Below are 24,438 nucleotides of genomic sequence, written 5' to 3'. Positions count from 1 at the left end.
TGTACGAGTGGAGCCAGATGCGTCTCTCCCGATTAAGCATCCGCAACTTCCGGAATTTTCAGGCGGTCGACGTGCCTCTATCCGGCAACGTCGTGTTCTTGGGTGAAAACCGGGTCGGCAAAAGCAATCTCCTGTTCGCGATACGCCTCGTCCTCGATCCGACATTGCCGGATTCCGCTCGTCAACTCAGGCTTTCGGATTTCTGGGATGGCTGCGCGGCGACTTACGACGATCCGATCGAGGTGCACCTGGAGTTCACCGACTTCGCTGGCGACCCGGCACTCGTCGCCTTGTTGACAGATTTCCGGACTGCCCATGATCCGATGACGGTCAGCCTCAGCTACGTGTTCCGGAAGAAGCCCGGGATGTCCGGCGCGCCGGAGACCAGCGCCGACTTCGATTTCGTCGTTTTCGGCGGGGGCGATGAAACGCGGCCAGTGCCCGGCCGAATCCGGCGGAGGGTGGCGATCGACGTGCTGGACGCGCTGCGCGACGCCGAAGGGCAGCTTGCCACTTGGCGGAGCTCGCCGCTCCGCCATCTGCTGGAGGAAGCGATCTCCGCCATCCCGTCGGCCGATATCGATGCTGTCGCTGCGGAGCTCGACAACGCCACCAAGGCGCTGGAAGGCTTTCCGACGATCAAGGCTCTCGAGGACGAGTTGAGGGCTGGCATCCTTCGCCTGTCGGGGAAGGCGCACGACATCGACGCCAGATTGAGGTTCGCGCCATCCGATCCCTTCCGATTGTTCCGGGCGATCGGGATGTTCATCGACGGAGGCAAGCGCAGTATCGCCGAGGCGAGCCTGGGATCGGCAAACGTCGCGCTGCTCGCGCTCAAGCTGGCGGAGTTCGCGTGGCGTCGCAAGAAGAACGATCGGAATTTCTCGCTGCTGTGCATAGAGGAGCCGGAGGCGCATCTGCACCCGCAGTTGCAACGGTCCGTCTTCAAGAAGCTGTTCGGCGGTGAGGATCCCGCGCAAGCGCTCATCGTCACCAGCCATTCGCCCACCCTGGCCGCAGTCACACCGTTGCGCTCGATCGTTCAGTTGAGAGGCCGGGACGGAGCGACCGGCGCATTCTCACTGGCCGCACTCCCCGTGAGCGCCGACGAACTCGACGATCTGGAAAGCTATCTGAACGCGACGCGGGCGGAGCTTTTGTTCGCGCGGGGCGTGCTGTTCGTCGAAGGTGACGCCGAGGAAGCTTTGGTCCCGGTTTTCGCGCAGTCGATGGGGCGTCCGCTGGACGAGCTCGGGATCACCGTTTGCAACGTGGCTGGCGTCAATTTCGGCCCCTACGTGAAGCTCGCCGAGTCGTTGAGCCTGCCGTACGCGGTGATCACGGATTGGGACCCGCTCGATGGTTCGAAGCCGCCGTTGGGCCGGAAGCGCACGCTGGATCTTGTACAGATCATGCTCGGAATCAGAGGCAAGCCGGTAATGAAGCCTGCCAGGCTGGCTACTCTGGAGACCAAAGACCACACCTACTTCGCAAATCAGGCGATCAAGACAGGAATTTTTTTGAACGACCGAACGTTCGAGGTATCGGTTGCGAATACCCCGGCGCTTTTGAAGCCGCTTCTCGATATTCTCGACGAGCAGGGGTTCGGGTCGACGCGGACCGGTCGCATCGCCGCTTGGCGTGCAGGTTCAGTTGCCGTGGATCCGACGCAACTGCTCGCCATGATCGCGGATATTGGCAAAGGACGGTTGGGATCGCGGCTCAGCAAGAAGATGGTCGGACTTCCCCCGCCCAAATATATAGCAGATGCCATCGAATTTGTGGCCGCCCGTGTTTGATACGCGCAGACTTCTGAAGGCGCTCGACGAACTGGCCGGCAATCCCGAGCAATCGGTTGCCGTCCGTGAGAAGGGGCATTGCGTCGTCATGGCCGGTCCGGGCAGCGGCAAGACCAAGACTCTTACGACAGCCATGGCTCGGGCTCTGATCGAAGAGGTTATCGATCCGCGCGGCGTTGCCTGCATCACCTACAGCAACGAGTGCGTCGCCGAGCTGGAGACTAGACTTGCCAAGCTCGGTATCGGTCCTGGCGATCGCGCTTTCATCGGGACCGTACACGGGTTTGCGCTTAGCCAGGTCGTCTCGCCCTATGCGCACTGCGTTTCGATCGGCCTACCGCCCGACTTCAGGGTAGCGACGCGCACCGAGTGTCGCACCGCGGTGGAGACCGCCCACGCCGCTGCGATCGGAGATGGTGATAATCCGCATCGGCGTTGGGAATTCGCCGTTGAGAAGCGGCGTCGCGACGTCGACCGCACACGTCCGGAATGGAGGGGATCAAGCCCCGAACTCGCTGATTTCATCGAGACCTACGAGGCTGAGCTAAGGCGCCTTGGACTCATCGATTACGATGATATGCCGCTTCTCGCATACCGTATGATCAAGCAACACGATTGGATACGTGCCGCCGTGGCGGCGCGCTTCCCGATTCTGTTCGTGGACGAATATCAAGATCTCGGCCATGCCCTCCACGAACTCGTGCTCCTGCTTTGCTTCGGTGGAGGCATCAGGCTGTTCGCGGTCGGTGACGTCGATCAGTCCATCTACGGTTTCAACGGCGCCAACCCGGAGCTTCTGGAAAGTCTGACGGATCGCGCGGACGTCAAAACCATCAAGCTGCGCTTCAATTACCGATCGGGTAAACGGATCATTCGAGCTTCCATGGGGGCGCTCGGCAAGGACCGCGACTATGAGGAGATCGAGGGGGCGCCGGAGGGCGAAATCTCGTTCTACGAGGTCCCGCACGGGCTCGACGAGCAGGCGGAAGAGATCGCCACGACCATCATCCCGGATATCACCGAGAAAGGAATCTCGCTGGGCGAGATCGCGGTTTTATATCGGGCCGCTTGGCTCGGGGACAAGGTTGCCGATGCGTTGAGACGAGCCGACATACCGTTCGTTCGGGCGGACCCGAAGGGGCTGGTTCGCCGGAGCTCGCGGCTCGCCTGCTTCATCGAAGACTGCGCGAAATGGGCGACCGGCGGTTGGCGGCAGGCCGAGCCACGCTACAGCCGGCTACTCGCGCGCGCCGGCACGTTCGTCTATGGCAGGGACGCGAGCGAGCGAGAGATGCAAGATCTCTCGGATCGGCTGATTGGTTTCCTGAACTCTTCAATCGGGTCGACAGAAAGCACGCACGCCTGGCTCCAACGATGTGAAGACGAGCTCGTCGTGCCATGGCGTGAGATCTCGCGCAATTCGGAGTCGGATTGGGACGTATGCTCCGAGATGATTGCGAATACCGATCCCGCGAATGATCTCGATATGCCCATCAATCGATTTGCCGGTCGCACCGAGGGGGCCGGCCGCGTCACCTTGACGACGTTGCACAGCGCCAAAGGCCGGGAGTTCGACGCGGTCGTCATGTTCGGCGTCAACGCGGCGGATCTTCCGAGCTACAAGGATAAGAAATCCGCACATAGTCTCCGCGAAGCGCGCCGTAGCTTCTACGTCGGCGTCACGCGTCCGAGGAAATCGCTGAGTTTGGTGTTTCAGGAGCATCACCCGTCCCCCTGGGTCTGCGAGCTCGCCGAGCGGATCCAGGGTTAGATCCTGCGTCCCTGGCCATCGAATGGTCTGCCGCGCTCCGATGTAGGTCGCTCGGCAACGGCGCGTTCGTCACGATGCAGGGCTTTGGATCCTTGCCGATCGCTTGCGCCTTTCGAATTTCGCCGACGGGAATCAATACTCCTTCAAGAGCCTGCCTATCTCGCGTGTCAAATTAGCGCCGGTTCAGTAATTCCATCGCGGCATTCACCAGTTTCTTGAATGCCGGCAAACGTGCGGCCAATTCGGCTACGGCCCGTGACCATTCCGAGCTCGGCGACACCTTTCGGCTCTCCATCGCCAGTAGTTCGGACGCTCTGCGTCTTAACTTGACCCCGGGCTTCGCGCCTGCTGCGAGCAACCGTGAAAGGTGAGGCTGCGATACGCGCAGCTCTCTCGCCAACTCCGCCTGCGTCAGGCCCCTTGTCCGCCGATAGTTATCAAGATCTTTCGAAAATGCGTCTCTTGCCATTTTCAATGGCTAGCATAAAAATACATAAATGTACATAGTATTGCATGCACCGAGAATTGCTCATGCGGCCCGCTAGTCGCGAACTTTCACCTCAGGACGAGGTCATTCCGGGCGTGCAGTGGGGTAGACCCGAATGGGTGCCCAGCGCCGCCTATTGGGCCGTGATGGCGAAGTTCTCGGATAAGGACGACGATTACGTCTGCACCGATGCCACTTTGAAGGAGCAGGTCGGGTTTTGCCTGCTGGGTGGTTTCGGCATCACCGCAGAGATGAATCACGCGATCTTCGATAGGCTGCACGGCGAAGGCATCTTTGCGGATCGCTTCCTTCCCGAGGCTCAGAAGATCGAAAAGTTGCTGCTCGAACCGGTCTCGGTCGAAGGAAAGCTCAGGCGCTATCGTTTCCCCCATCAGCGCTCGGCACGTCTGGCACGTGCGATGCGCCTCGTAGAGGAAAATCCTCCTGCCACGGAGGAGCCAAAACGATTCCGCGACGACCTCATGCGTATTCCGGGCATAGGTCCGAAGACTGCGTCATGGATTACGCGAAATTGGCTGGGCAGCGACGACGTCGCGATACTCGATATTCACATCATTCGAGCCGGTCTACTGATCGGTTTGTTCGATCGAGGGCAAACCGTGCCCCGGGATTATTCCGCCATGGAGGAGCGATTCCTGTCCTTTGCACGAGCGCTGAACGTCCGTCCATCTCTCCTCGATGCGGTGATGTGGAGAGAAATGCGCAAACTTCATCGCGGTCCGGTTTGACTCTTGGACCGACTCGCTTCCTAATTGCGCTTTTTGGGGGGGCATTGTCAGGTAAATCCGGTCCAAAGCCCACCAAGAAAGGGAGGGCATCGACGACGACAGGAGCGGAGCCGGTCGGCGACGACTGCAATCTAGTGTTCGATGTCGATTTGACCTCGCTCAGGCCAGCCGTGCGCGACGTCACCTTTGGGGAGATGCTCGATGTCGATTTGGCTGCCGAGCAGGACTTCGACGCCGTCGTCTGTAAGCGTCGGGCGGACGGTGCCATCGTAGGCTCGTTGGCGGCGTTCCAAGGTTTGTCCGATCTCGTCGGTTGCATGAAGCGCGGACATCGTTATACCGCCGTGATCGTCAAGCTCGGCCGAACCGCATGCCGGGTTCACGTCACGCGGAAGCTCGCATGATCATCGCCGGCGGCACCTATCTCGAACTTTGTCTGAGACCGGCATGGCATCGCATATTCGGCTCTGGACTGAGAGCCACATGTGCGTCGGCCGAGCTATCCCCGGGTACCGTGCTGCATACGTACGCGTTCGGCGAGTGGGCGGACGACATCCGACATTCGGCGGCCGCATTCGGATGCGTCGCCAAGGTCACCTCGACCGACACTCCCATATCGTTTTCCTACGATCACCCGCTGTCGCGCGCGCGATGCGATCCACGAATCGTCCAGCGTAATCCGCCGTTGGTCGTGGAGGGACAGACGGTTCTTCGGTTCGCTTTCGTCGAAGGTGACGCGGTCGTGACCGCAGACCGTGCCGTCTACGACCCTCAATCGAGCCACCCGCAGGAGCCCTTCAGCGCCAACGGGTCGGTCGCCCGCAGCCTTGCGCTCGTCTTGAACCAAGACGAAGCGGAAGGCGGCGGCACCGCTCAGATCGACGATCTGCTCGACATGCATCGAGCCGAACTCGCGGTTGTCAAACGGGGGCCGTTCGGGGCAACCGTCCACGCCCGAGCGACCGCGCCCGTTCACGTTCCGGCATACAAATCGGAAAGCGTGTTCAAGATCGGGTCCGGCGACGTGTTCAGCGCCGCATTCGCAGCGCATTGGGGCGAGCGAGGCCTTGACCCGGCGGTGGCCGCCGACCTGGCGTCCAGGAGCGCTGCGCAGTTTGTCGACGGGCACGTGCTTCCGATACCTTCGGTGATCGAGACCGCGATGGAGCCGGTCATGGGGTCGCACGGCGGTCGGATATACGTCGCCGGACCGTTCTTCGACCTGCCGCAGCGGTGGATGATCGAGCAGGCTGCGGAAGCGCTTACCAGCTTCGGCGTCGAAATATTCTCGCCGTTGCACGAAGTCGGAACGGGGCTTCCCGATCAGGCGATTGCGGAAGCCGATCTCGCGGGTCTGCGCACGTGTACGAAAGTGTGGGCTGTCCTGGACGGAGCCGATCCAGGCACTGTTTTCGAGGTTGGTTACGCGCGGGCTCTCGGCATTCCCGTGGTGGCGCTGGCTGAACGACTGGAGTCCACCAATCTCACGATGATGCGAGGCTCCGGCTGCGAGGTAGTTCAAGACTTCGCGACATCGATTTACCATTTGATTTGGGCCGCTGATCGATGAGGGTGCTTCTGTTCTCGGGCGGATTGGATTCTTCCGCGATAGCCTACTGGAAACGGCCCGACATTTGTCTGACGGTCGATTACGGGCAACGGCCTGCGCGAGGGGAGATCGCCGCCGCGCAGGCTATCTGCGCGGAGTTTGACCTACGCCAGGAAACCCTTGCGGTAGATCTCAAGGCCCTTGGATCCGGTACGATGTCGGGCAAACCGACGTCACGTCTCGCAAAGGCCGAGGAATGGTGGCCTTACCGAAACCAGATGTTGGTCACGCTTGCTGGAATGCGCTTCGTGGCTGACGGATTGACGGAAATCATGATTGGTGCGGTCAAGACCGACGTGCACGCGGATGGAAAGTACCCGTTCCTCCGGACGATCGATCGTCTCATGACTTTGCAAGAAGGTCGCGTGAACGTGACGGCGCCGGCTCGTAAGCTAAGCCCCGAGAAACTCCTCGACGTGTCGGGATTTCCTCTTTCGGCGACCGGCCTGACGTTTTCCTGTCATGTAATGGAATACCCGTGCGGCCGATGTCGCGGATGCGAGAAGCATTTGGCCACGCTCGCATGGGCGAAGCGCAGATCGAGAAACTCGGATGAACGGGAGCCGCGGGATGAGCGGACCAAAACCTGATAAGAAATCGCCGGCGCGGGATCCTCGTCGACCGGTCGGAGGCGGCGATTGCGATCAGCGCTTCCGTATCGATCTGATGGGAGTACGCAGCGTTCAGGCCGCCAGGCTCAGGCCGGGAGACTTGCTTCAGGTCGTCCTGCTGTACGATGGCGATCTTCGCGCCGTAGTTTGTCAGACGGACAGAGCCGAGACGGTCGGAGCTTTGTCGGCCTTTCCCGGGCTGTCCCAACTTATAGAGTGCATGGAAGGTGGAGCGACTTATTCCGCCATCGTCGAGAGGTCGAGCCCGCAAGCCTGCGGCGTGTTCGTGTCGCGGAGCAACGGATGATCGTGGTCGGCGGAACGTACATCGAAGAGTGCGACTGGCCCGAATGGACACGCCTCATGGGCCCGGGCGTTCGAGCGGCTTTGGCGCTAAGTGAAGTGTCGCCGCAAACAGAGCTCTACTCGTACGCTAACGATGCGGTCATCGAAGATCTTCGGCGTACGATGCTGACGAATGGATTGGCGACGCCGCAAGTGAGAATGAGAGGGGAAAAGGTCGCCTACTCTTACAAACATCCCCTCTCATATCCCCGGCGTACGCCGAAGTTAGAAGAGACGCCGGACGATTCGGCCGCCCCGCAACTGTCTGAATCCTGGTCCGTGAAAGGCGATACCGTGCTCGCCTTTCGGCTACAGGAGACCAAGATCGTCGTCAGCGCAAAGCGCGCCGTCTTCGAACTGTCCCAGCAGGATGAGGAGATCGAACGCGGTGACATCGGGAAGCTCGCGCTTATCGCGGCGGAGAACGATTTCCCTCAGGCGGCCGCAAACGTCCAGGATTTCGCTGCGCAGACTATGCCCGCGCACAACGCCAATTTGCTGATCTTCCGCTGGCAATCCGGCGGCGGCATTTTGTTCGATGGCGAGATGGAACATTCGATTCCGGCTTACGTCGCCAACGAATGGTTCAAGATCGGGACCGGGAACATTTTCTGCGCCATGTTCGCTCACTATTGGGGCGAGCAGAATATGGACGCTATGGCGGCCGCGGACCTCGCTTCCCGATGCTCCGCATACTACGCGGGCTCCCGCGCGCTTCCGATCCCTGTCTCGCAGAATCTGCCGGACATGGAGAAGTTCGATCCGACCGCCGATTGCAAGATCTTCATAGCTTCTCCGTGCATCTCGATGGCACAACAATGGCTCGTCGACGAGGCAATCCGCACCTTCGAGATGTTACGTATTCAAACGGTAACGCCTTACGACTTGGGATTAGACGGAGTATCGAGAAAGAATGTCGATGTCGGCCGGGTATTGGACGGCTGCTCGGCGGTTCTCGTGCTTGCGGAGGGCGCCGATCTTCCATCTGTCCTCGCGGTCGGGCTTGCGCGCGTAAGAAAATTGCCCATCGTAGTGCTGGCCGAAGAATCGCGCGAGCCGCGCGTTAGCTTGTGGCAGGGAACGGACTGCGAGATCGCGCGTGATTTCGCGTCTGCGGTTTACCGCGCCATGGTGGCGGGCAAGCGGAGACCGGCAGGATGAAGCGGCCCGAGCCATTCAGACGCAATCCTGACGACCCGCCTCGTTCGTCGGCTGCTACCTCGAAGGAAGACCTGACGGCGAGAGCCGTGCGCTCCCAGCAGAAATGGCATGAATTCCTTTCTTTCTTGGATCGACACATGCCATCCCGGTACGTGTTTCGCGGGCAATCGTCGGTCGATTGGCAGTTGATGCCGGCGGCCGGCCGTGGCGGCGAGACGTACGACCCTCTCTTCGAGGAACGGGTGTTCCGAGCATTCAAGAAGGACGCTCGGCTTCACATGCATTTGCCCGAGACCACCGACTGGGATTGGCTGGCGCTCGGGCAACATTTCGGGTTACCGACCCGTTTGCTGGATTGGAGCACGAATCCGTTGGTGGCGTGCTATTTCGCGCTTCTCGACGAGACGGCGAAAACTCCTGGCACAGGCAAATTGGCTGACGCCGTGGTGTACGCTTATCCTCTGGACGAGAAGCAGATCGTCGATCCCTCGACTTGGCCTTCGCCCTTCGAGATCGAAGAAGTCGGTTTTCTGTTTCCCTCCAGCTTGGCACCACGGATATCGAGCCAGCGCGGATTGTTCTCCGTCCATCCCAAGCCCAATCAGCCCTGGCAACCCGACCATCTGAGCGCACATCGTTTCATTATTCCGGCGGATTATCGCTTCATCTTTCAACGCAAGCTATTCCGAATGGGAATCGACGCGGCTCATATCTGGGCGAACTTGGAAGGAGTCTGCGCGTCGTTGAAGTGGCAATACGAGAAGAAGCTCGGTATCAGCGCGGCCGGACTATAGGAGGGATGCATGAGCGGCGAAAAGGCACCCGGTTTGACGTCTCGACAAGCCCGGGACATCGCGGACGCGGTGAGAAGCCTGGAAGTGTCCACGACGGAAGCTTGGAGCGATCTCGATTTGCTTTCGTCGCACACCCACGTCGAAGCGGTGGAGGTCTTTGAGGACGAAATTCGCCTATCGGGGACGCATTTCGAAGGTCCGGTGAACGTGCATGTGACGCTCCAGTATTCGGACGACGTGACATGGTCGGAGACTTTCCCTGGACGCTTCAACGGTAGTCTCAACGGAAGCGAGATTCTCATCGAAGGGCTTCAGGTCGATACGAGTTCGTTTACCGGGTAGTTTCTTTGCGGCCTATCACCGCAGAATGCGTACCGCGCCGAGACGTCGGGGGGCGGTATCGACGCCCGGAAGTCCGGCGGGGGCACGACGAACGAGCGCGGCCTCGGCGTCGCATCCCGATAGGTCCCGACACAGCGAGGCGCTCGGAGTCGATATGTGTCAGCGCCCCGCAATCGTTCTCGACACCGATCGTACCGATCCACTCCCGCAGCGGCCATTCCTGAATGCAATGTGGGCAGAGATTTTTGTCGTCGGCCACGTGTTCTTTGAACTCTGATAGGTCGGAATTCGAAGAGATCGATGTCGATCGCTTTACAGCTTTTTAAGCGTTCGTGCGCCGCATTCGTTGGCGAAACCATCGTCTGCCCCAGTGACGCTCACGCAATAGCGATCGTCTTGCGGTCGCATCGAGCGTCTGCCAAGCGTTACTCGAGAACTTCGCCGGCCTCGTTGATCAGACGTTCGCGACGGGCATCCTCGATCGCGCGGATCAGCCACAAGACTTTGTCGCTTCGAACGTCGAGAGGGGGCTGTCCGAGAAGCTCCTTCATATCATCTCGGGAGTAAGCGCGTAGCATCGAGCCAATGTACCCGTAATTGTGAAGGTTGACCGCTGTCGCAAGCGTCCTTTTCATAGCATCCAGGTGAAACGCTCGGTGCATCGGATTGCTCGTCGTCGACGTGCGCCAAAGCAAGAGGTTGAAATCGACGTGGGGCGATGTCGCCAACGCGAGCAGCTCGTCCGCCGACATTTCGTCGATGACCTCCGCAAAAAGCGTCGGAATCTCCGATGTAAGGTCGGGTATCGCCATCATATGCTGCAGCAAGGCGCGATCCAAGGATTCGAGAGGTTCGAGGGATTCGAGAATCTTCTTGGCGTAAGGCGTGTCCGGCCCGGGGGTCGACAGCACGAAGCGAATTGCAACGTCGGGAGCGAAACCGAAGCCTCGCGCCAGCATATCGGGATCTTGGCGTCGATAATATTCGCGCATGAGGGCAAACTCACGGAATGGCAGTCCGCCAGTCGGCGGTCCGACCTCGAGGTCGACGCCCGTCGTCCGTTTCCAGGCCACATAGAGCCGTAGGACCTGGACGACATGGTAGGTAGGCAATCCGGATGGCGCGGCGAACCGTTTTACGATCTCCGGCAAGCCCGTAACTTGGACTTTCGCGATCGCTTCGATGACGTCCTGCATTACTTTTGGCTGCATCGTGCCGCGGACACGAGACGTAATTTCGGCGATGATCGTCTCCGGCGCTTCGGTCAGGAAGCTCATGGCCGACAGCGTCGGGACATCATGCAGGCCATCGAAGGACGCCGGCAATCCGGCGATCAGTTCCGGCACCATGGATGAACCGTGACGCGCGATGAGCACGCGCCATCCAACGGCGTCGTGGCCAGCTGCGATCCAGCTTCTCGCTGTTTGGTCGTCGATCTCCAGCGAGACCTCGTTTGCCAATTGATGATGGTGCCGGATGTCGCTCGCCGCGAACGCCGATCTCTGAAATCGAGCGATCCACGCGCTTCCTTTTTCGATAACGGCGAAGCCCAATAGCTCCTGCGCTTTAGGTGACATCCCGGGGAAATGTTGGAGAAGATCCTGGAAGATGCCATCGTCCCCGACAGTCACCAACAATCGGTTCAGACTCCACCAACCGCCGGTGTTTGGGTTCAACAAGCGGTCGACGATGTCCCCGTAGTTGTCCGCGATCCATCCCGCGAGCTTCTGGTTTGTCGCGCGCTCTGCCGCAGTCCGGAGCCGCCATGGCCCGTTTTTGATGAGGCCCTCCAGATGCGGGCGGCCCCAGTCGGGGATGAAATCGCCGCACGCCAGCGCGGCGGAAAGCGCGAGCTCTGGGTCCAGACGGTTGGAGCGTTGCATTTCTTCGAGCCACCCGAGCCATTCCGGACCGCCCGCGCGGGCTATGATGTCCAGAACGGCTGTTGTTCCCGGAACACCGAGCCAATCCGCCAACGCGGCGCGATTCTGGAAAAGAATCTCGACGTCGAAAGCGTTCAGAAGCTCGACCGAATGCATGCCGGGCGCCGAGAGTTCGCTCAGTATATCGAGGGCCGGACGCAGGAAGCGGGATCGACGCGTCTGCAGACCAGCGATCGCTCCCCGGACGCGCACGGCCAAATCGGTCGCGGCAAGCATGCCGTCGAGCTGCTTGTCCAGAACGGGACTGGTTCGCGTCGCGTCGACGTTGACGCTTAACGCGGCTGCGAACACGGCATCCGAAGGGGCGCTTGCCGATACCATGTCGACATCCGACCGCTCTCGCGATTCGAATGCGAGCTTGAAGCTTTCGCGTGTCTTCAGATCGGGCAGGGCATCTTGCACTATACGGGCGTGCAGATACCCCATGCCGGCGAGCCAGCTCCAGTACAGGTCGTGAATCGGAAGTACGCGTCCGGATCGATCCGTAAGCGTACCGAGCCGATCGAGAAGGGCGACGGGTCCCTCGAGACCGGTTTTGCTGGCACGGGCTCTCAAGCCAGCGAGGAGCGATGCGTAGTCGGTGTCGCCGGCGAGCGTCATTGCGGCTGCCGTGCCGAACAGGGCCTCGCTTATGGCTTCCGGCATTCCGTTCGAAACCTGGTCGTGAAGACGATGCAGCAGTTCGCCTCGCGTGACCGACGCGCCGCCCAAGGCGATGTAAAGAACGAGTAGCAGAGGGATGCGTAGAAGATCGACGAAATTGGCGTCGATCTGATGCTTGGCTCCGAACGCTTCTTCGAGCGTCGATCTGACCAGCGATGGCGTGAAAGGTTGAAGCGTCCAGGATTTGAAGGATGTGTCCGATGCGTTCCGCTGCCGTCCGTTGGCGATCACGCGAATGTTGTGAATCGCCCTGGCGGCGGCTTTACGTTCGGCGACGGCGCCATCGGCGAACTCGCCCCAACCGTCCACGAACATGATGACTTTCGGTTGTCGCAAGGCGGACATCGCGTCGATCGTCGGGTCAATGTCCAGAATCGAGTCCCGCAGCGCCCGCCAGGTCGAAACGCCACCTGCTGCAAGATAGATAGGGATGAGATCGCGCTGTCCGAGCAGATTGGCGGCGACCCGCCAGAGAGCGTGGGTTTTTCCCGATCCCGGTGCGGCGACGATGATGTTGTGAAGCGCAGGACTCTCGACGAGTTCTCCGATGGTCCTGAAGGACCGGCTCTGGTCGCCGACCGGCCGGTTGTCCTCGACGATTTCTCGCTCTATCGACGATAGACCGTCGAGCGCGGCGCGGGCTTGCGCCGATTCGGTCCCGACTAGCGCTGCTATCGAAGGCGGCGCGTTTGCGTCCAGCAACGCTTGCGCGATCGTTCGGAGGCGATCTTCCGTAGGTGCAGCCGGCCCGCTTTTCGGCGTGGTGGCTTGCGAAACGAGATTCTCATATGTTTGCGACGGTACCGAGATGACGGTCGCCTTCTTGAAGGTCGAAAGGAAGGCGGTACGGTCGAGCCGTCTGTCGGGAGATCCCAGAACGGTGTCGATCATTCCGCATAACATGAAGTCGTAGGCGCGTTCTGCGGCCTCTTCCGTTGCTCCGACTTGGTCTCGCAGCTTGACCAACGTCTTCCGATTTTCCGCCGACACGTGCTTCCAATCGGCCGCGCCGCAGACGAACTCGAGTCGGTCAAGCAGACGATTCCGCAACTCCGCGTCGGTAGTTTTACGGATGAAATCGCCGATCTCGCCCTGATAGAACCGTTGGGCGAGTGCCGCGCGGAGCTCGCCGACGTTCGCCGGATCCATTTCCTGCCATACAGCGATGGCCGCCCGCCCGGAAGGTAGCGCGTTCTTTCTCTCCTTGCCGATCGGCGATGTGGTCAGGAAGCTCAGCCGGACCTCTCTGCCGGGGTTCGTCCCGCTCAAGGCGAACAATCGCCCGATGGCGTCGAGAACGTCGGTCGAGTTGAGAGTTACCGATCCGGATTCCCTGGTGTCCTTGACTTGCGTCGCCTTCAGGACCTCGTCTAGCTGCGACGGGTCCTTCAGGACTTCCGCGAAGTCTTCGGCAATCTCCAGATGGAGCTCGTCGTGTTCGCGGAGCGCCAACCAAGCCGACATGCTTCTGTGGATCTGGTAGACATAGCCGCGTAGCGGAGCGATCGCCTGGCGAGCTTCGTCATCGCTCGGGACCTGCCACGGCGTCTGCCCAGTTCCGAATGTCCCGATCTTCTGGCTGGCCATTTCGCGCTTTCGTGGTCTATCTGAGGTGCCGTACGCCGGTTGCTGTGGAACCGACGCCATATCGACCTCCATGCATCTGAAATATCTGAGTCGTGCTTCGGGCGCTCCAGAAGTTCCTCATGCACGCGATCGTCCGCGGGTCCAGCTTGCTTCACTCTGGATTAGCGCAGCAATTCATTCGGCCAACCATGCGACGGCACGCGCCGCCTCTTTCTCGGTCCGGTCGGCTTGCACGACACACGGTCGTGTTCGTTACGTAAGGCGGACCCAATCGACCTTCCCAGTCGTCATGTAGACGATGGCGCCCTTGCGGGCACCGACCGCCCGCAGATACTGGCCGAGCTGGTTGCGGTAGGCGGCGAATTCGGCTTCCTTCGGGGCGACGTCGCTTTTCCAGTCGAACGACCTCGCCTTCGTCGTCGTGCGCGACAGCATCGGCTCGACCCGCGATGAGATCGTCGTCGGACGCCGCGGCGTAGATCGGCAATTCAGCGACCATACGTCCACGGTATGCGACGATATCAGGAAGGTGCAGCGTTTTGAGCGCGGTCGCTGCGATTTCTGCCGTTTCGATGATGGCTCCGGTCGGCGACATCGACGATAGTTGAGCGAGCAACTCCGCGGACCGGCCGGTGACGACAGCCACGTCCTCCTCGATCTCTCCGGTGATCAGCTCCTCCATGATCTTGTGCAAGAGGATGCCGCGGATACGTCCGCCCTCGATCGCCGCGACAGAGCTGACCGGTCCCTCGTCGCTAGCGTCCGGAGACAACGGAGCGGTGATTACGTCCGGGTCGCCGTCGCTGGGCTTGATCCATCACACGCGCGGCGCTGCATCGATGCGAGCTCGTTCGTCCGCGAAGATCTCCGCGCTTTGGAGGTTGACGGCCGGCGGCTGCGTAGCGATCGGCGTTCGCGAGAAGCGGCCGATGTCCAGCTCCGGAATATCGTTGAGCTTGAAATCCAAGAGCTTCGCCCAAGAGGTGTCGTTGCTCCATGTGAAGTCCGGTATGACCAGAAGCTCCATCGCGCGCGTGCACGCGACGTAGAGCAGTCGTACGTTCTCGTCCTTCTTCTCGGCCTCTTCGGTCCGCAGCGCTTCTCCCAACCCGGGCGACACGATCTGGCCCAAAGCCCAGTGTAGGCTCTCGTCGCGCCGTCGATGCACGAACGCCTCTGCTCTCCGCGGCATGGAGGCGCGGTTGATAGGAATGACGACCGGCCATTCCAGGCCCTTTGAACTGTGTACGGTGACGATCTCGATGGATTGGCCGTCGGCCTCGATCATGCCTTCCGGCGAACCCGATCCGCTCGACCACTCGTCGTCCACGTCTCTGGCGAACTGGACGAAGCCGCGCACGTCGTAGCTACGCGCGCGTTCTATGAGGCCGTCGATGTTCGCGAGAGAACGGGCCGCCTGGTCGGCGCTGCGCGCCGCGACGACGGCGCGGATCCGGAGCCGCTCGATGGCTTCTGCGAGGATCGAAGCGGGCGTTGTGCCGTTCATGCGCCGGCGCAGGTCTCCCAGGATCGACAGTACCTCGCGCGCCACCGGATTTCCGATCGTGGTCGGGTCGGTCCGCAGCGATAGGCCGACGATTCTGCTGTCTTCGACCGGCATGCTCGCCGTGATGTCGAGCAACTCCTGTTCGGTGAGGCCTACGAGCGGACCCCGCAGCAGGGCCCCGAGCGCAAGCGTATCCCGTGTATCGGCCAAGGCGCGGATCAACGAAACGAGATCCTGGGCTTCTTGACGCTTGAAGAGGTTCTTGCCGGCCTGAGAGGCGAACGGCAGACCTGCCTCTTCCAGCGCCCGCTCGTATCGCCACAGGTCCGTCGAGACCGGGGCCAGCAATGCGATGTCGCCCGGTCGCAGTCGTCGCCTTTCGCCGTCGTTGAGTTCGATCTCGAGATTACCGATCAGTCGTGCGCATACCTCGGCGACGACTTGTGCCTCTACGAGCCCTTCACGGACCAGGAAGGCAATCTCTGCTCCCGGCCTGTCTATCGTGACGGCCAGCCGGTCGAGAGCCGGGACGCTGTCGCACGCCGCGAGCGTTTGATCGAGAAGCTGGCCTCGCTGCCGCCGGTCCCGGGTGCGCTGGACCAGGTGATCCAGCGCTTCGGCATCGACATTGTCGCCGAGGTCACAGGTCGATCACGCCGCATTGTTCGCAAGGGCGACCGGCTAGTGGTCGAGAACCGCGCTGGTTCGGCCAACCTCGCCGAGACGTCGGCCTTCATGGATGACGCCAAGCGGATCCTCGTGTTCTCCGACGCGGGCGGCACCGGGAGGAGCTACCATGCCGAACTGTCGGTCCGGAATCGCCGCCTGCGGGTCCACTATTTGCTGGAGCCCGGCTGGAAGGCGGACGCTGCGATCCAGGGGCTCGGCCGCACCAACCGGACCAACCAGGCGCAGCCGCCGCTGTTTTGCCCCATCGCGACCGACGTGAAGGCCGAAAAGCGCTTCTTGAGCACCATCGCGCGCCGGCTCGACACGTTGGTCGCCATCACGCGCGGCCAGCGCCAGACCGAGGGCAGGGCCTGTTCCGGTCCGAGGACAATCTCGAAAGCCAGTACGGACGGGATGCGTTGCGCCAGCTCTATACGCTGCTGGCGCGCGGCAAGGTCGAGGGATGCTCGCTCGAGAGGTTCGAGGATGCGACCGGCCTGAAGCTGACAGATACCAACGGGCTCAGGGATGACCTGCCGCCGATCACGACCTTCCTGAACCGGCTGCTGGCGCTCACGATCGAGCTTCAGAACATCCTGTTCACCGTCTTCGAGCAGCTCTTGACTGCTCGGATCGAGGGCGCGGTCGCATCTGGCACCTATGACCTGGGACTGGAAACGCTCCGCGCCGACAGCTTCGTCGTCACCGACCGGAGCACGATCTATACCCATCCCGGCACCGGCGCCGAAACACGGCTTCTCACGATCACCGAGCGTCAGCGCAATCATCCGTTGAGCCTGGATGATGCTCTTGATCGTCGTTCCGACCATCGTGCCGTCTTTTTGATCAATGAGCGATCGGGCCGTGCCGCCGTACAGCTACCGGCTCCGAGTTTCATGCTTGATGACGGCGAGATCGAGCGGCGCGTCCGCCTGATCCGTCCCATGGAGCAGCACAGCGCTCCCTTGACGATGATGGCGGAAAGCCATTGGGTCGAGGCGGATCGTGAGCGTTTTGCTGGAGCCTGGCTCGCGGAGCTCGCCGAGGTCCCCGAGTTCACCGAAGCCACGATTCACGTCGCAGCGGGCTTGTTGCTGCCTATCTGAAAGCGGCTGCCGAACGAGTCGACGCGGGTCTATCGGCTTCAGACCGATGCGGGCGAGCGCGTCATCGGCCGCAAGGTCTCGGCGACCTGGGTCGCGAACGTCCTCGCGGCTGACGCGCCGGCGCTGACACCGGACGCCTCCTTTGCTGCGCTGATGGAGGGGCGGACAGTCCTTGAGCTTGCCGAGGGGCTCCAGCTTCGCCGTGCTCGGGTGATGGGCGCATACCGCATCGAACTGTGTGGGTTCAACGACACGATGCGCGACCGCTTGCGGGCCAACGGCCTCTTCGGAGAGATCATCTCCTGGAAGCTGCGCATGTTCGTGCCCACCGACGCGAGCGGTGTCGAGATCCTGTCAAAAGTAGTTGAGCAGTATCCCGTCGCGCGTATCAGCGAGCGGGAGGCCGCCTGATGCCCCGCGATGCCATCGAACTGGCACGCCGCCTCGCGCGTGAGGCCGAGGCGGTGTGCCGATACTATCTCTCCAATGGCAGACGGGCGGGGCGGTATTGGGTGGTCGGCGACGTCCACAATACGCCCGGCCGCTCGATGTTCGTGCGGCTCCGGGAATCGCCGAAGGGGCCTGCCGGCAAATGGACGGACGCTGCGACCGGTGAGCATGGCGACCTTCTCGACGTCATCCGCGAATGCCTGGGGTTGCGCGACTTCCGCGAGGTCGCGAAGGAGGCAAGACGCTTCTTGAAATTGCCTCGCGCTGAACCGGAGCTCATCTCAAAGCCCGTCGGTCGGGCAGCACCGGCTGGATCGCAAGAGGCCGCCCGTCGGCTCTTTGCAATATCCAGCCCGATCGAGGGGACCGTGGTCGAGACTTATTTGCAGGGGCGCGGAATAGCCCATGTGCACCATGGTGGCAGCTTGCGGTTCCATCCACGCTGCTACTATCGGCCGGACGAGCAACTGCCGATTGAGACCTGGCCGGCGATGATCGCTTCTGTCACGGACCTCGATGGCAGGATCACCGGCGTACACCGCACTTGGCTCGACCCGGACGGCTTTGATCGTGTTCGGCTGGGCAAGGCTCCGATCGATACGCCACGACGCGCGATGGGCGATCTCCTCGGCAATGCCGTTCGTTTCGGCGTGGCGGACGACGTCCTCGTTGCCGGCGAGGGCATCGAGACCATGCTCGCTACCTGCTGCCGACGATGCCGATGACCGCTGCGCTCTCGGCCAATCACCTCTTGGCCATCTTGCTGCCGCCTGGCTTGCGTCGGCTCTATATCGCTCGCGATGCCGATGCCGCCGGTGATACGGTGCTCGCCGTTCTGACCCAGCGCGCAGCAGGCGCCGGCATTGAGGCGATCGCGTTGTCGCCGCGGCTGGGCGATTTCAACGAAGATCTGCACGTCTTCGGTCTTGACGGTCTCCGAGCGGCCTTGCGAATTCAACTCGTACCTGAGGATGTCGTCCGCTTCCTGTATTCGTCGACGGTGCCCGCGGAAGAGGTCACGACGGTTCGATCGACCGCGACAGGTCGTCATGGGCGAGGCCAATACCGGAAGAGGACGCGACCTCGGCCTTCTAGAGGGCGATCGGACGGCAAGCGGCCCGGGCCGGCAATGGCTGCGTCCGGCTATTTTCCGCCGCGCGCCGGCAATTGAAACACACATCATACGTCTGGCCAGCGCGCTTTGCATCGCGAGTCAAAATAGCCGGCCTCCGCCATCCTCCGCTGCCGCTTCGGCCCTTCGGGTTCTGGCCTGTTCCGCCCGCCGTCTGAGTGATCGCCACGAAGGCCGCGAAGGGCGCGGCCAAACCCGGCAAAGGACCTCCTTCCATGACCGACCATGACGACGTTGAGCCGCCGCATGCCTCTTCTCCGACCGACCACGTCCTCACCGAACTACAGCTCTTCGGTTACCGTCCCTTCGACGACCAGCCTGATCCGAGACCTCTTCCCGAAGGCAAGATGATCTCCGGTGCCGTGGCCGATATCTTCGATGCCCTGGTTGCGACCCTGAACGACACGCGGCTCGAGCCGGACCTTGACGATCTGCTCTGGTCGACCGTCAACTTGTTTCATCGTGCCGTCGATCGTGTCGAACGCCAGCTCGACGACAACGAGCAGGCGCAGCATAAGAGCCAGCGTGAGCAGAACGGCTCGGAGGTGCGATCGGTCGAACTCCAGCGTCTGACGGCCGAGGGCATCACGCTCATCGAGCGCCGCAATTGCTTAGAACTCTTCCGCGACCAGGCGATTGAACGCTTTGAAGTCCACACAGGCTCGTCCTGGCGTCCTCGATCGGGATCATTGGTCAACCACCGCACGCTCACCGCAGCAATGATCGACTCCCGCGACTTCATCGCAGCGAAACGCCGCGCCGAGACCGAGGTCCTGGTGCCGCCAGGGCCCAAGATCGCACTCACCGGCGGGCTCGACTTCAACGACCATCACCTCATCTGGGATCGCCTCGACAAGGTTCACGCCAAGCATCCCGACATGGTCCTGCTCCATGGCGGCTCGCCGAAAGGCGCCGAACTCATCGCCTCCAAATGGGCGGCCACCCGCAAGGTGCCTCAGATCGCCTTCAAGCCCGATTGGACCAAGCACGCCAAGGCGGCACCCTTCAAGCGCAACGACGCCATGCTCGAGCTTCTGCCGATCGGCGTCATGCAATTCCCGGGCACGGGAATTCAAGACAACCTAGCCGACAAAGCGAAGCGACTCGGCATTCCCGTTCGCAAATTCGGCGGCGCATGAGCGCCGCCTTTCTCGTCTCGTGCACAATCAACGTGGAGTTGCACGCCGCAACTCCGCCTCGTTTCGACAGTACGTCCTAGGCTGCGCCGCGGTGGTGGTGGTGGTGGAGGGCGCGACCAGTACATCTATGCATTGGAGCCACGGCCATGCTTGCCCTTGGGCTTGTCCTCAACACACTTGGTATCGGTTTGTTTTGCTGGCTGATTTTTGCGCTGGCGGTCTATGCCTTGCCGTTTTTCGTCGCGCTCAGTATCGGGATGTTGGCATTTCATGGCGGGCGGGCGTCGTCGGGGCGCTGCTTATCGGATTGGCCTCCGGCACACTGACGCTTGCTGCCGGTCAGGTCGCCGTCGCGGTCAGTCGGTCCTTGCCTTTGCGCGTTGCGATCGCAACCGGCATTCGCCGTCCCTGCTGCAATCGCTGGCTATCATGTGGTGTTCGCCCTGTCGCAGGTCGGGGTGCCTTCGCTGGCTTGGCGCGAGGCCTTCGCTTCCCTTGGTGCGGTCTGCATCGGCGGCACGGCATGGACCGCTTGACCGTTTTCGCGGAGACCCGCCCGTTGGTATCGGCCGGGGTGGCGGAGAACATGCCTCGACCGGTGCTCACAGCAGCCACGCATGAGCGATGACGCTTCGTCGCCATCATCGGTCGAGCAAGGTCGCAAAGGGCGCCACGTTGAACGAGGGATCATCGAGCTTGGGGGAGAGGTAACCCCGCTTTTCGTCGGAGCGCTTTGACCAAGCCCCAATCTCGGCCCGGCCCACATTGCTGCGGTGGAGCGGCGCGCCGCGCCCGTCATTTCTTCCGGGACGATCCCGCCCTTTGCGGCAGATTGTTTCTCCTTCTGCGCCGAACCGTACCGACCTCTTGTGCAGCTCAACCGAGAATCGCCAAGTCTTCTCCTTAAGATTGCGGTTCAGCACGCGGACCCACGTGGCCTCTTTGATGGCTTGATCTGGCCGAAGACCGGCTTCGCCTCGATCGTCTGAGCCGCAACGCCGTTGATGCGACTTTCTTCCCCTGGGCTTGCGCCCATTCCTCGCGAGGCAAGAAAGTCGCCGCACCGACGTCCTCCGCTGCGCTCCGGCCCGCGAGCGGGTGCGTCGCCGATCGTCTTCCGCCTCTAGATCGCCATCGAGGCCGCGGTGGTCGCGGGCTCGAAACAAAATAGGAGAAGTGACATGGCTAACATCGGTTCTTTCAAGAAGGTCGGCAACGATTTCCAGGGCGAGATCGTCACCCTGAGCCTGCAAGCCAAGGGCGTCCGTATCGTCGCCGAGTCCAACCGATCCAACGACAACGCTCCCAGCCACCGCATCTACGTGGGCCGCGCCGAGATCGGCGCAGCTTGGTCGAAGCGCTCCGAAGAGGGCCGCGATTACCTCTCGCTCAAGCTCGACGACCCCTCGTTCAACGCACCGATCTACGCGAACCTGTTCGACGACGAAGGCGGTGAAGGCTACACCCTGCTCTGGTCGCGGCCGCGCAAGAACGGCGAGTAAGATCGCCACGTCAAGCCCCGTCCGGTTCGCCGGGCGGGGCTTCTCATTCTTCCCTACAGCGAGGCCCGCCCACTGGATCGAGCGGCCCGCATCAACTATTCGGCCTGCCCTCAAGTCTTTCGCTTGGGGCCTGTTGTGGGCGGCCGAGTGAGAAGGTCGGCTGCCTCGACACCCAGGCTACGCGCCAGCCGATCGACAACATCGATACCCGCCGCATAGACGCTTCGCTCGAGTGCGCTGATATAGGTGCGGTCAATTTCTGCTCGTGAGCTAATTCCTCCTGCGACAAGCCGCGCGCTTGTCGGAGCTTCCGCAAATTGATTGCAAGTATCTCGCGTATGTCCATACGCGAGAGGGCATGTCCTTGAAGAGTATTTCACCACGGAGTATTCTCGATAAAGCGCGATCGTCGGGTCCAATGGCCAAATGTTGAGGCTTCTGCCCCTTGCCGCCCGCGTGTTAGAAAATGTCTAATCTAAGGCGTGGAGTTTTATGAGGAAGCCGCCACTCGACGCCGCGCCCACGGACCAGATTCTGACGGTCTATGATGAGCAGCATTTGGTGACCTATATGCGCCTTCTGCAGGCTGAGAGGGAAGGGGCTGACTGGATGGAAGTCGCTCGGATCGTGCTGCGTATAGACCCAGAGCGAGAGCCGGAAGGTGCGCGGAGCGCATACCAGAGTCATCTTGCGCGCGCTAAATGGGTTACGGAGCAGGGTCGTCTCCTACGCGACACTGGCTCCAAATAGAAGAAAATCGCCGCTTAGCGGCTTGCAGCCGGAACTATCTTCTTCTGCTAACCGGTGGTCATTCCAGTGCACCACGTGGTGTCAAATCAGGGGCTTCCTACAACCGTTTCGTTCATACCTATTGCGCCGCAATCGTTGTTAGCTGAGTGCAATGGGACGGAAGCAATGCCTGAATTCGACTGGCGGTCGCCGGATTCCTATAAGAGCCTACAAGACGCCGAAATCACCGACATCGCCTGGGAATGTCTTCGTCGTAACGCGGACTATCGACGTGATTACGAAGCGATGATCGCTAGCAGCCCAGATGGCGAAGCGACCGCGGAATTCAGGAGGAGGTGGGGCATCTGCTTTCGCCCATGACCCGCAGAGGTCCTTCGACGAGCAGACGATCTTTTGGGCGCCTGAGGTTCTAGCGACGGTCGTTCCAGTGACGGTTGCCTCGGTCGCCGATCGCAATTCGGCGTCTCAGCCATTGCTCGACCTTACAGCAAGTCAGGTGCGCCGCGCCGCCGATGGCTGGCACGCTGTGCTGCGCATCGGTGCGGTGGATCACCGTGTCTGGTCCAAAGAACCGCCGGTGCTCGGCGCGTTATACGCAGCCGAATTGCCGTTTGACGGCGATTTCAACGCGCGCGCGTATGCAGCGCGGCGGCTGTCGCGCCCAATGAATGGACGCGCGCCAGGTCCTGCATTTCACAAGTTATCTAAGCAGCGGCGCGAACGCCTGAGCGCCGCTATCAGCGCGCTCGATGTGCGTACTGCCGGCGGCAGCTATCGCATTACCGCCGAAGCGCTGTTCGGCACAAAGCGCATCCCTGAACGCGCCTGGAAGACGCACGATTTGCGCAATCGAACAGTCCGCCTGGTGAAAGGCGGCCTCGCGTTGGTACGCGGAGGCTATCGCAAACTTCTGCGGCCCGGCCGCAGGGACGAATAGCCCCTCGGCCGAGGGGTATCGAAAATCATACCCTCAATATTCGGCATCCCCCTCCGAGATCGCGCTTCTCCATGATGACCGCACACACGCTGACGCCGCCATGCGCGGTGCGCTGTCACCCTGGAGTTCTAAAATGCCCGATCCCATGGCCGGACTGCCCCCGCGCTTCCTGCGTACACCGGAAGCCGCGCGTTACCTGGTCTCTCCGGTCGCACGCTCGAGAAGCACCGCACGTACGGCACCGGGCCGACGTATCGGAAGATCGGCGGACGTGTCGTGTACGCCGTAGACGATCTGAAAGCTTGGGCCGATCTCGGCGCCAAAACGTCGACGTCCGATCCCGGGAAGGGGACCGTGCTGCCGGCGAAAAAGCATCCGGTTCTGCGCCCGTATGCGGGCCAGGAACGTCGCTGATCGCCGCGTGAGAGCAATGACCATGCGGCGTAGACACCATTCCGAGCGCGACCAGCTGGAGCTCTTTCGGGCGCTGCCCGGCGATCTCGCGCCCCGAGATGCACAGGATTTGATGGCTTACCCGTTCTTCTCGCTCGCCAAAACAAAACGGATTGTACCAATCGATTTCCGCGCGGGTGGCGATCGCAATTCGTGTCGAAGCCGTGCCGGAACACGGCATGGCGACCCTCTGGGATGCAGACGTTTTGATCTGGGCCGCGTCCTAGATTGTCGAAGCCCGTGACGCCGGCTTGAAGACGTCGCGCCTGATGGCTGCAACGCCTTACGAGATACTGACGTTTGTCGGCCGCGGCACCAGCGCGCGCGACTATGACCGGCTGAAGGCGGGTCTCGACAGTTGCAGTCAACGACCGTGCTGACCTCGATCCGTCAGCCGGCAGAACGGCGGCGGCATCGCTTCTCCTGGATCAACGAGTGGAAGGAGACTGCCGATTCTAATGGTCGCCCGCTTGGGCTCGAGCTGATTTTGCCGGATTGGTTCTATGCGGGCGTCATCGATGACGCGCTCGTGCTGACAATTGATCGCGCGTATTTCGATCTGACGGGCGGGCTTGAGCGGTGGCTCTACCGGCTCATGCGCAAACACGGCGGTCGTCAGGACGGCGGCTGGAGCTTTGATCTTGTGCACCTCCATGCCAAGTCCGGCATCCTCTCGCCGCTCAAGCATTTTGCTTACGACGTAAGGCAGATTGTCCAGCGCCAGACATTACCTGGTTATCAGCTCCTGCTCACGCGCGATGCGAACGGCACCGAGCGGCTGCCTTCGCGCCAACGCCCTCGATCCCCTAACGGCACGCCTGCGCCGGCGCGGTCTCATTCCAAGCTCGGAGGACAACTTGTGAATCAACTCGTGCTATCGGGGACCGTAACCCTCGTGCTATCGTGGACCGGAATTGAGCTTAAGAGCTTGT

19 protein-coding genes and 6 pseudogenes are annotated in these 24,438 nt (G+C 61.4%); 19 read left to right on the top strand and 6 right to left on the bottom strand.

The window, feature by feature from the left end:
• The first annotated feature begins 17 nt into the window (after positions 1-17).
• Together IVA93_RS31725 and IVA93_RS31720 are read left to right on the top strand one after the other, a co-directional pair.
• The gene (locus IVA93_RS31725; RefSeq protein ID WP_247456443.1) at positions 18-1,799 is read left to right on the top strand and encodes an ATP-dependent nuclease; all 1,782 of its coding nucleotides are present in this window, start codon (positions 18-20) and stop codon (positions 1,797-1,799) included.
• Positions 1,792-3,570, top strand: coding sequence for an ATP-dependent helicase (locus tag IVA93_RS31720; RefSeq protein WP_247789392.1), 1,779 nt, complete (start codon positions 1,792-1,794; stop codon positions 3,568-3,570). The genes IVA93_RS31725 and IVA93_RS31720 overlap by 8 nt, the downstream gene beginning before the upstream one ends.
• A gap of 172 nt (positions 3,571-3,742) precedes the next feature.
• Here the strand turns inward: IVA93_RS31720 and IVA93_RS41355 are convergent, their stop codons facing one another.
• Positions 3,743-4,039 (bottom strand): helix-turn-helix domain-containing protein, encoded by a 297-nt coding sequence (locus tag IVA93_RS41355; protein ID WP_524536849.1) that lies wholly within the window; start codon positions 4,037-4,039, stop codon positions 3,743-3,745.
• A 62-nt stretch (positions 4,040-4,101) separates the two neighbouring features.
• Between IVA93_RS41355 and IVA93_RS31715 the strand changes: the two genes are divergently transcribed.
• The 7 genes from IVA93_RS31715 (at position 4,102) to IVA93_RS31685 (ending at position 9,668) form a co-directional block, all read left to right on the top strand.
• The gene (locus IVA93_RS31715; protein ID WP_247456441.1) at positions 4,102-4,806 is read left to right on the top strand and encodes an 8-oxoguanine DNA glycosylase; all 705 of its coding nucleotides are present in this window, start codon (positions 4,102-4,104) and stop codon (positions 4,804-4,806) included.
• 170 nt (positions 4,807-4,976) lie between these two features.
• Positions 4,977-5,210, top strand: coding sequence for a hypothetical protein (locus IVA93_RS31710; RefSeq protein WP_247789391.1), 234 nt, complete (start codon positions 4,977-4,979; stop codon positions 5,208-5,210).
• Positions 5,207-6,376: a nucleoside 2-deoxyribosyltransferase gene (locus IVA93_RS31705; protein WP_247789389.1), complete on the top strand. Its 1,170-nt coding sequence runs from the start codon at positions 5,207-5,209 to the stop codon at positions 6,374-6,376. Before IVA93_RS31710 ends, IVA93_RS31705 begins: the two co-directional genes overlap by 4 nt.
• Positions 6,373-7,005, top strand: a complete 633-nt coding sequence (locus IVA93_RS31700; RefSeq protein WP_247456438.1) for a 7-cyano-7-deazaguanine synthase — start codon at positions 6,373-6,375, stop codon at positions 7,003-7,005. Before IVA93_RS31705 ends, IVA93_RS31700 begins: the two co-directional genes overlap by 4 nt.
• Positions 7,006-7,329: 324 nt before the next feature.
• Entirely contained in the window at positions 7,330-8,532 is a 1,203-nt protein-coding gene (locus IVA93_RS31695; RefSeq protein WP_247789388.1) for a hypothetical protein, read from the top strand.
• The gene (locus IVA93_RS31690) at positions 8,529-9,326 is read left to right on the top strand and encodes an FRG domain-containing protein (protein WP_247456435.1); all 798 of its coding nucleotides are present in this window, start codon (positions 8,529-8,531) and stop codon (positions 9,324-9,326) included. Before IVA93_RS31695 ends, IVA93_RS31690 begins: the two co-directional genes overlap by 4 nt.
• A gap of 9 nt (positions 9,327-9,335) precedes the next feature.
• Positions 9,336-9,668 (top strand): pPIWI-associating nuclease domain-containing protein, encoded by a 333-nt coding sequence (locus tag IVA93_RS31685; protein WP_247456433.1) that lies wholly within the window; start codon positions 9,336-9,338, stop codon positions 9,666-9,668.
• Positions 9,669-10,093: 425 nt separating this feature from the next.
• Here IVA93_RS31685 and IVA93_RS31680 read toward each other — a convergent pair whose 3' ends face one another.
• From IVA93_RS31680 to IVA93_RS31670, 3 genes are all read right to left on the bottom strand, one after another.
• Positions 10,094-13,861, bottom strand: a complete 3,768-nt coding sequence (locus tag IVA93_RS31680) for an NACHT domain-containing protein (protein WP_247789386.1) — start codon at positions 13,859-13,861, stop codon at positions 10,094-10,096.
• A gap of 252 nt (positions 13,862-14,113) precedes the next feature.
• The gene (locus tag IVA93_RS31675; protein WP_247789385.1) at positions 14,114-14,296 is read right to left on the bottom strand and encodes a hypothetical protein; all 183 of its coding nucleotides are present in this window, start codon (positions 14,294-14,296) and stop codon (positions 14,114-14,116) included.
• A 382-nt stretch (positions 14,297-14,678) separates the two neighbouring features.
• Positions 14,679-15,716: a 3'-5' exonuclease gene (locus IVA93_RS31670; RefSeq protein WP_247456430.1), complete on the bottom strand. Its 1,038-nt coding sequence runs from the start codon at positions 15,714-15,716 to the stop codon at positions 14,679-14,681.
• A gap of 99 nt (positions 15,717-15,815) precedes the next feature.
• Between IVA93_RS31670 and IVA93_RS31665 the strand changes: the two are divergent.
• From IVA93_RS31665 to IVA93_RS41350, 4 genes and pseudogenes are all read left to right on the top strand, one after another.
• Positions 15,816-17,554, top strand: a pseudogene (locus IVA93_RS31665) (strawberry notch C-terminal domain-containing protein); the annotation flags it as partial.
• Positions 17,554-18,605, top strand: a pseudogene (locus tag IVA93_RS31660) (DUF7146 domain-containing protein); the annotation flags it as partial. The pseudogenes IVA93_RS31665 and IVA93_RS31660, both read left to right, overlap by 1 nt.
• 335 nt (positions 18,606-18,940) lie before the next feature.
• Positions 18,941-19,864, top strand: coding sequence for a DUF2493 domain-containing protein (locus tag IVA93_RS31655; RefSeq protein ID WP_247789384.1), 924 nt, complete (start codon positions 18,941-18,943; stop codon positions 19,862-19,864).
• 146 nt (positions 19,865-20,010) lie between these two features.
• Positions 20,011-20,190 (top strand): hypothetical protein, encoded by a 180-nt coding sequence (locus IVA93_RS41350; RefSeq protein WP_524536848.1) that lies wholly within the window; start codon positions 20,011-20,013, stop codon positions 20,188-20,190.
• Between the two features lie 315 nt (positions 20,191-20,505).
• Here the strand turns inward: IVA93_RS41350 and IVA93_RS41345 are convergent.
• Positions 20,506-20,667: pseudogene (locus IVA93_RS41345) on the bottom strand (DUF736 family protein); the annotation flags it as partial.
• A gap of 378 nt (positions 20,668-21,045) precedes the next feature.
• Between IVA93_RS41345 and IVA93_RS31640 the strand changes: the two are divergent.
• The gene (locus IVA93_RS31640) at positions 21,046-21,366 is read left to right on the top strand and encodes a DUF736 domain-containing protein (RefSeq protein WP_066503735.1); all 321 of its coding nucleotides are present in this window, start codon (positions 21,046-21,048) and stop codon (positions 21,364-21,366) included.
• A 110-nt stretch (positions 21,367-21,476) separates the two neighbouring features.
• On the opposite strand, the pseudogene relB reads toward IVA93_RS31640, so the two are convergent.
• Positions 21,477-21,712: pseudogene (gene relB / locus IVA93_RS31635) on the bottom strand (type II toxin-antitoxin system RelB family anti-toxin).
• A 146-nt stretch (positions 21,713-21,858) separates the two neighbouring features.
• On the opposite strand from relB, the gene IVA93_RS31630 reads away from it, so the two are divergent.
• The 5 genes and pseudogenes from IVA93_RS31630 (at position 21,859) to IVA93_RS31610 (ending at position 24,369) form a co-directional block, all read left to right on the top strand.
• Positions 21,859-22,116, top strand: coding sequence for a DUF2285 domain-containing protein (locus tag IVA93_RS31630; RefSeq protein WP_247789382.1), 258 nt, complete (start codon positions 21,859-21,861; stop codon positions 22,114-22,116).
• Between the two features lie 165 nt (positions 22,117-22,281).
• The gene (locus IVA93_RS31625; RefSeq protein ID WP_247456427.1) at positions 22,282-22,476 is read left to right on the top strand and encodes a transcriptional regulator domain-containing protein; all 195 of its coding nucleotides are present in this window, start codon (positions 22,282-22,284) and stop codon (positions 22,474-22,476) included.
• A gap of 67 nt (positions 22,477-22,543) precedes the next feature.
• Positions 22,544-23,053, top strand: coding sequence for a DUF2285 domain-containing protein (locus IVA93_RS31620; protein ID WP_247789380.1), 510 nt, complete (start codon positions 22,544-22,546; stop codon positions 23,051-23,053).
• Between the two features lie 133 nt (positions 23,054-23,186).
• Positions 23,187-23,467: pseudogene (locus IVA93_RS31615) on the top strand (helix-turn-helix transcriptional regulator).
• 22 nt (positions 23,468-23,489) lie between these two features.
• Positions 23,490-24,369: pseudogene (locus IVA93_RS31610) on the top strand (replication initiator protein A).
• The last annotated feature ends 69 nt before the right edge of the window (positions 24,370-24,438 follow it).

Origin of the sequence: Bradyrhizobium sp. 155 (genome assembly GCF_023101105.1) — a bacterium.
In the GTDB taxonomy this organism is placed as follows: domain Bacteria; phylum Pseudomonadota; class Alphaproteobacteria; order Rhizobiales; family Xanthobacteraceae; genus Bradyrhizobium; species Bradyrhizobium canariense_D.
The sequence above is the reverse complement of the archived record's forward strand: the minus strand, read 5'-3'. Positions and strand labels throughout refer to the sequence as shown.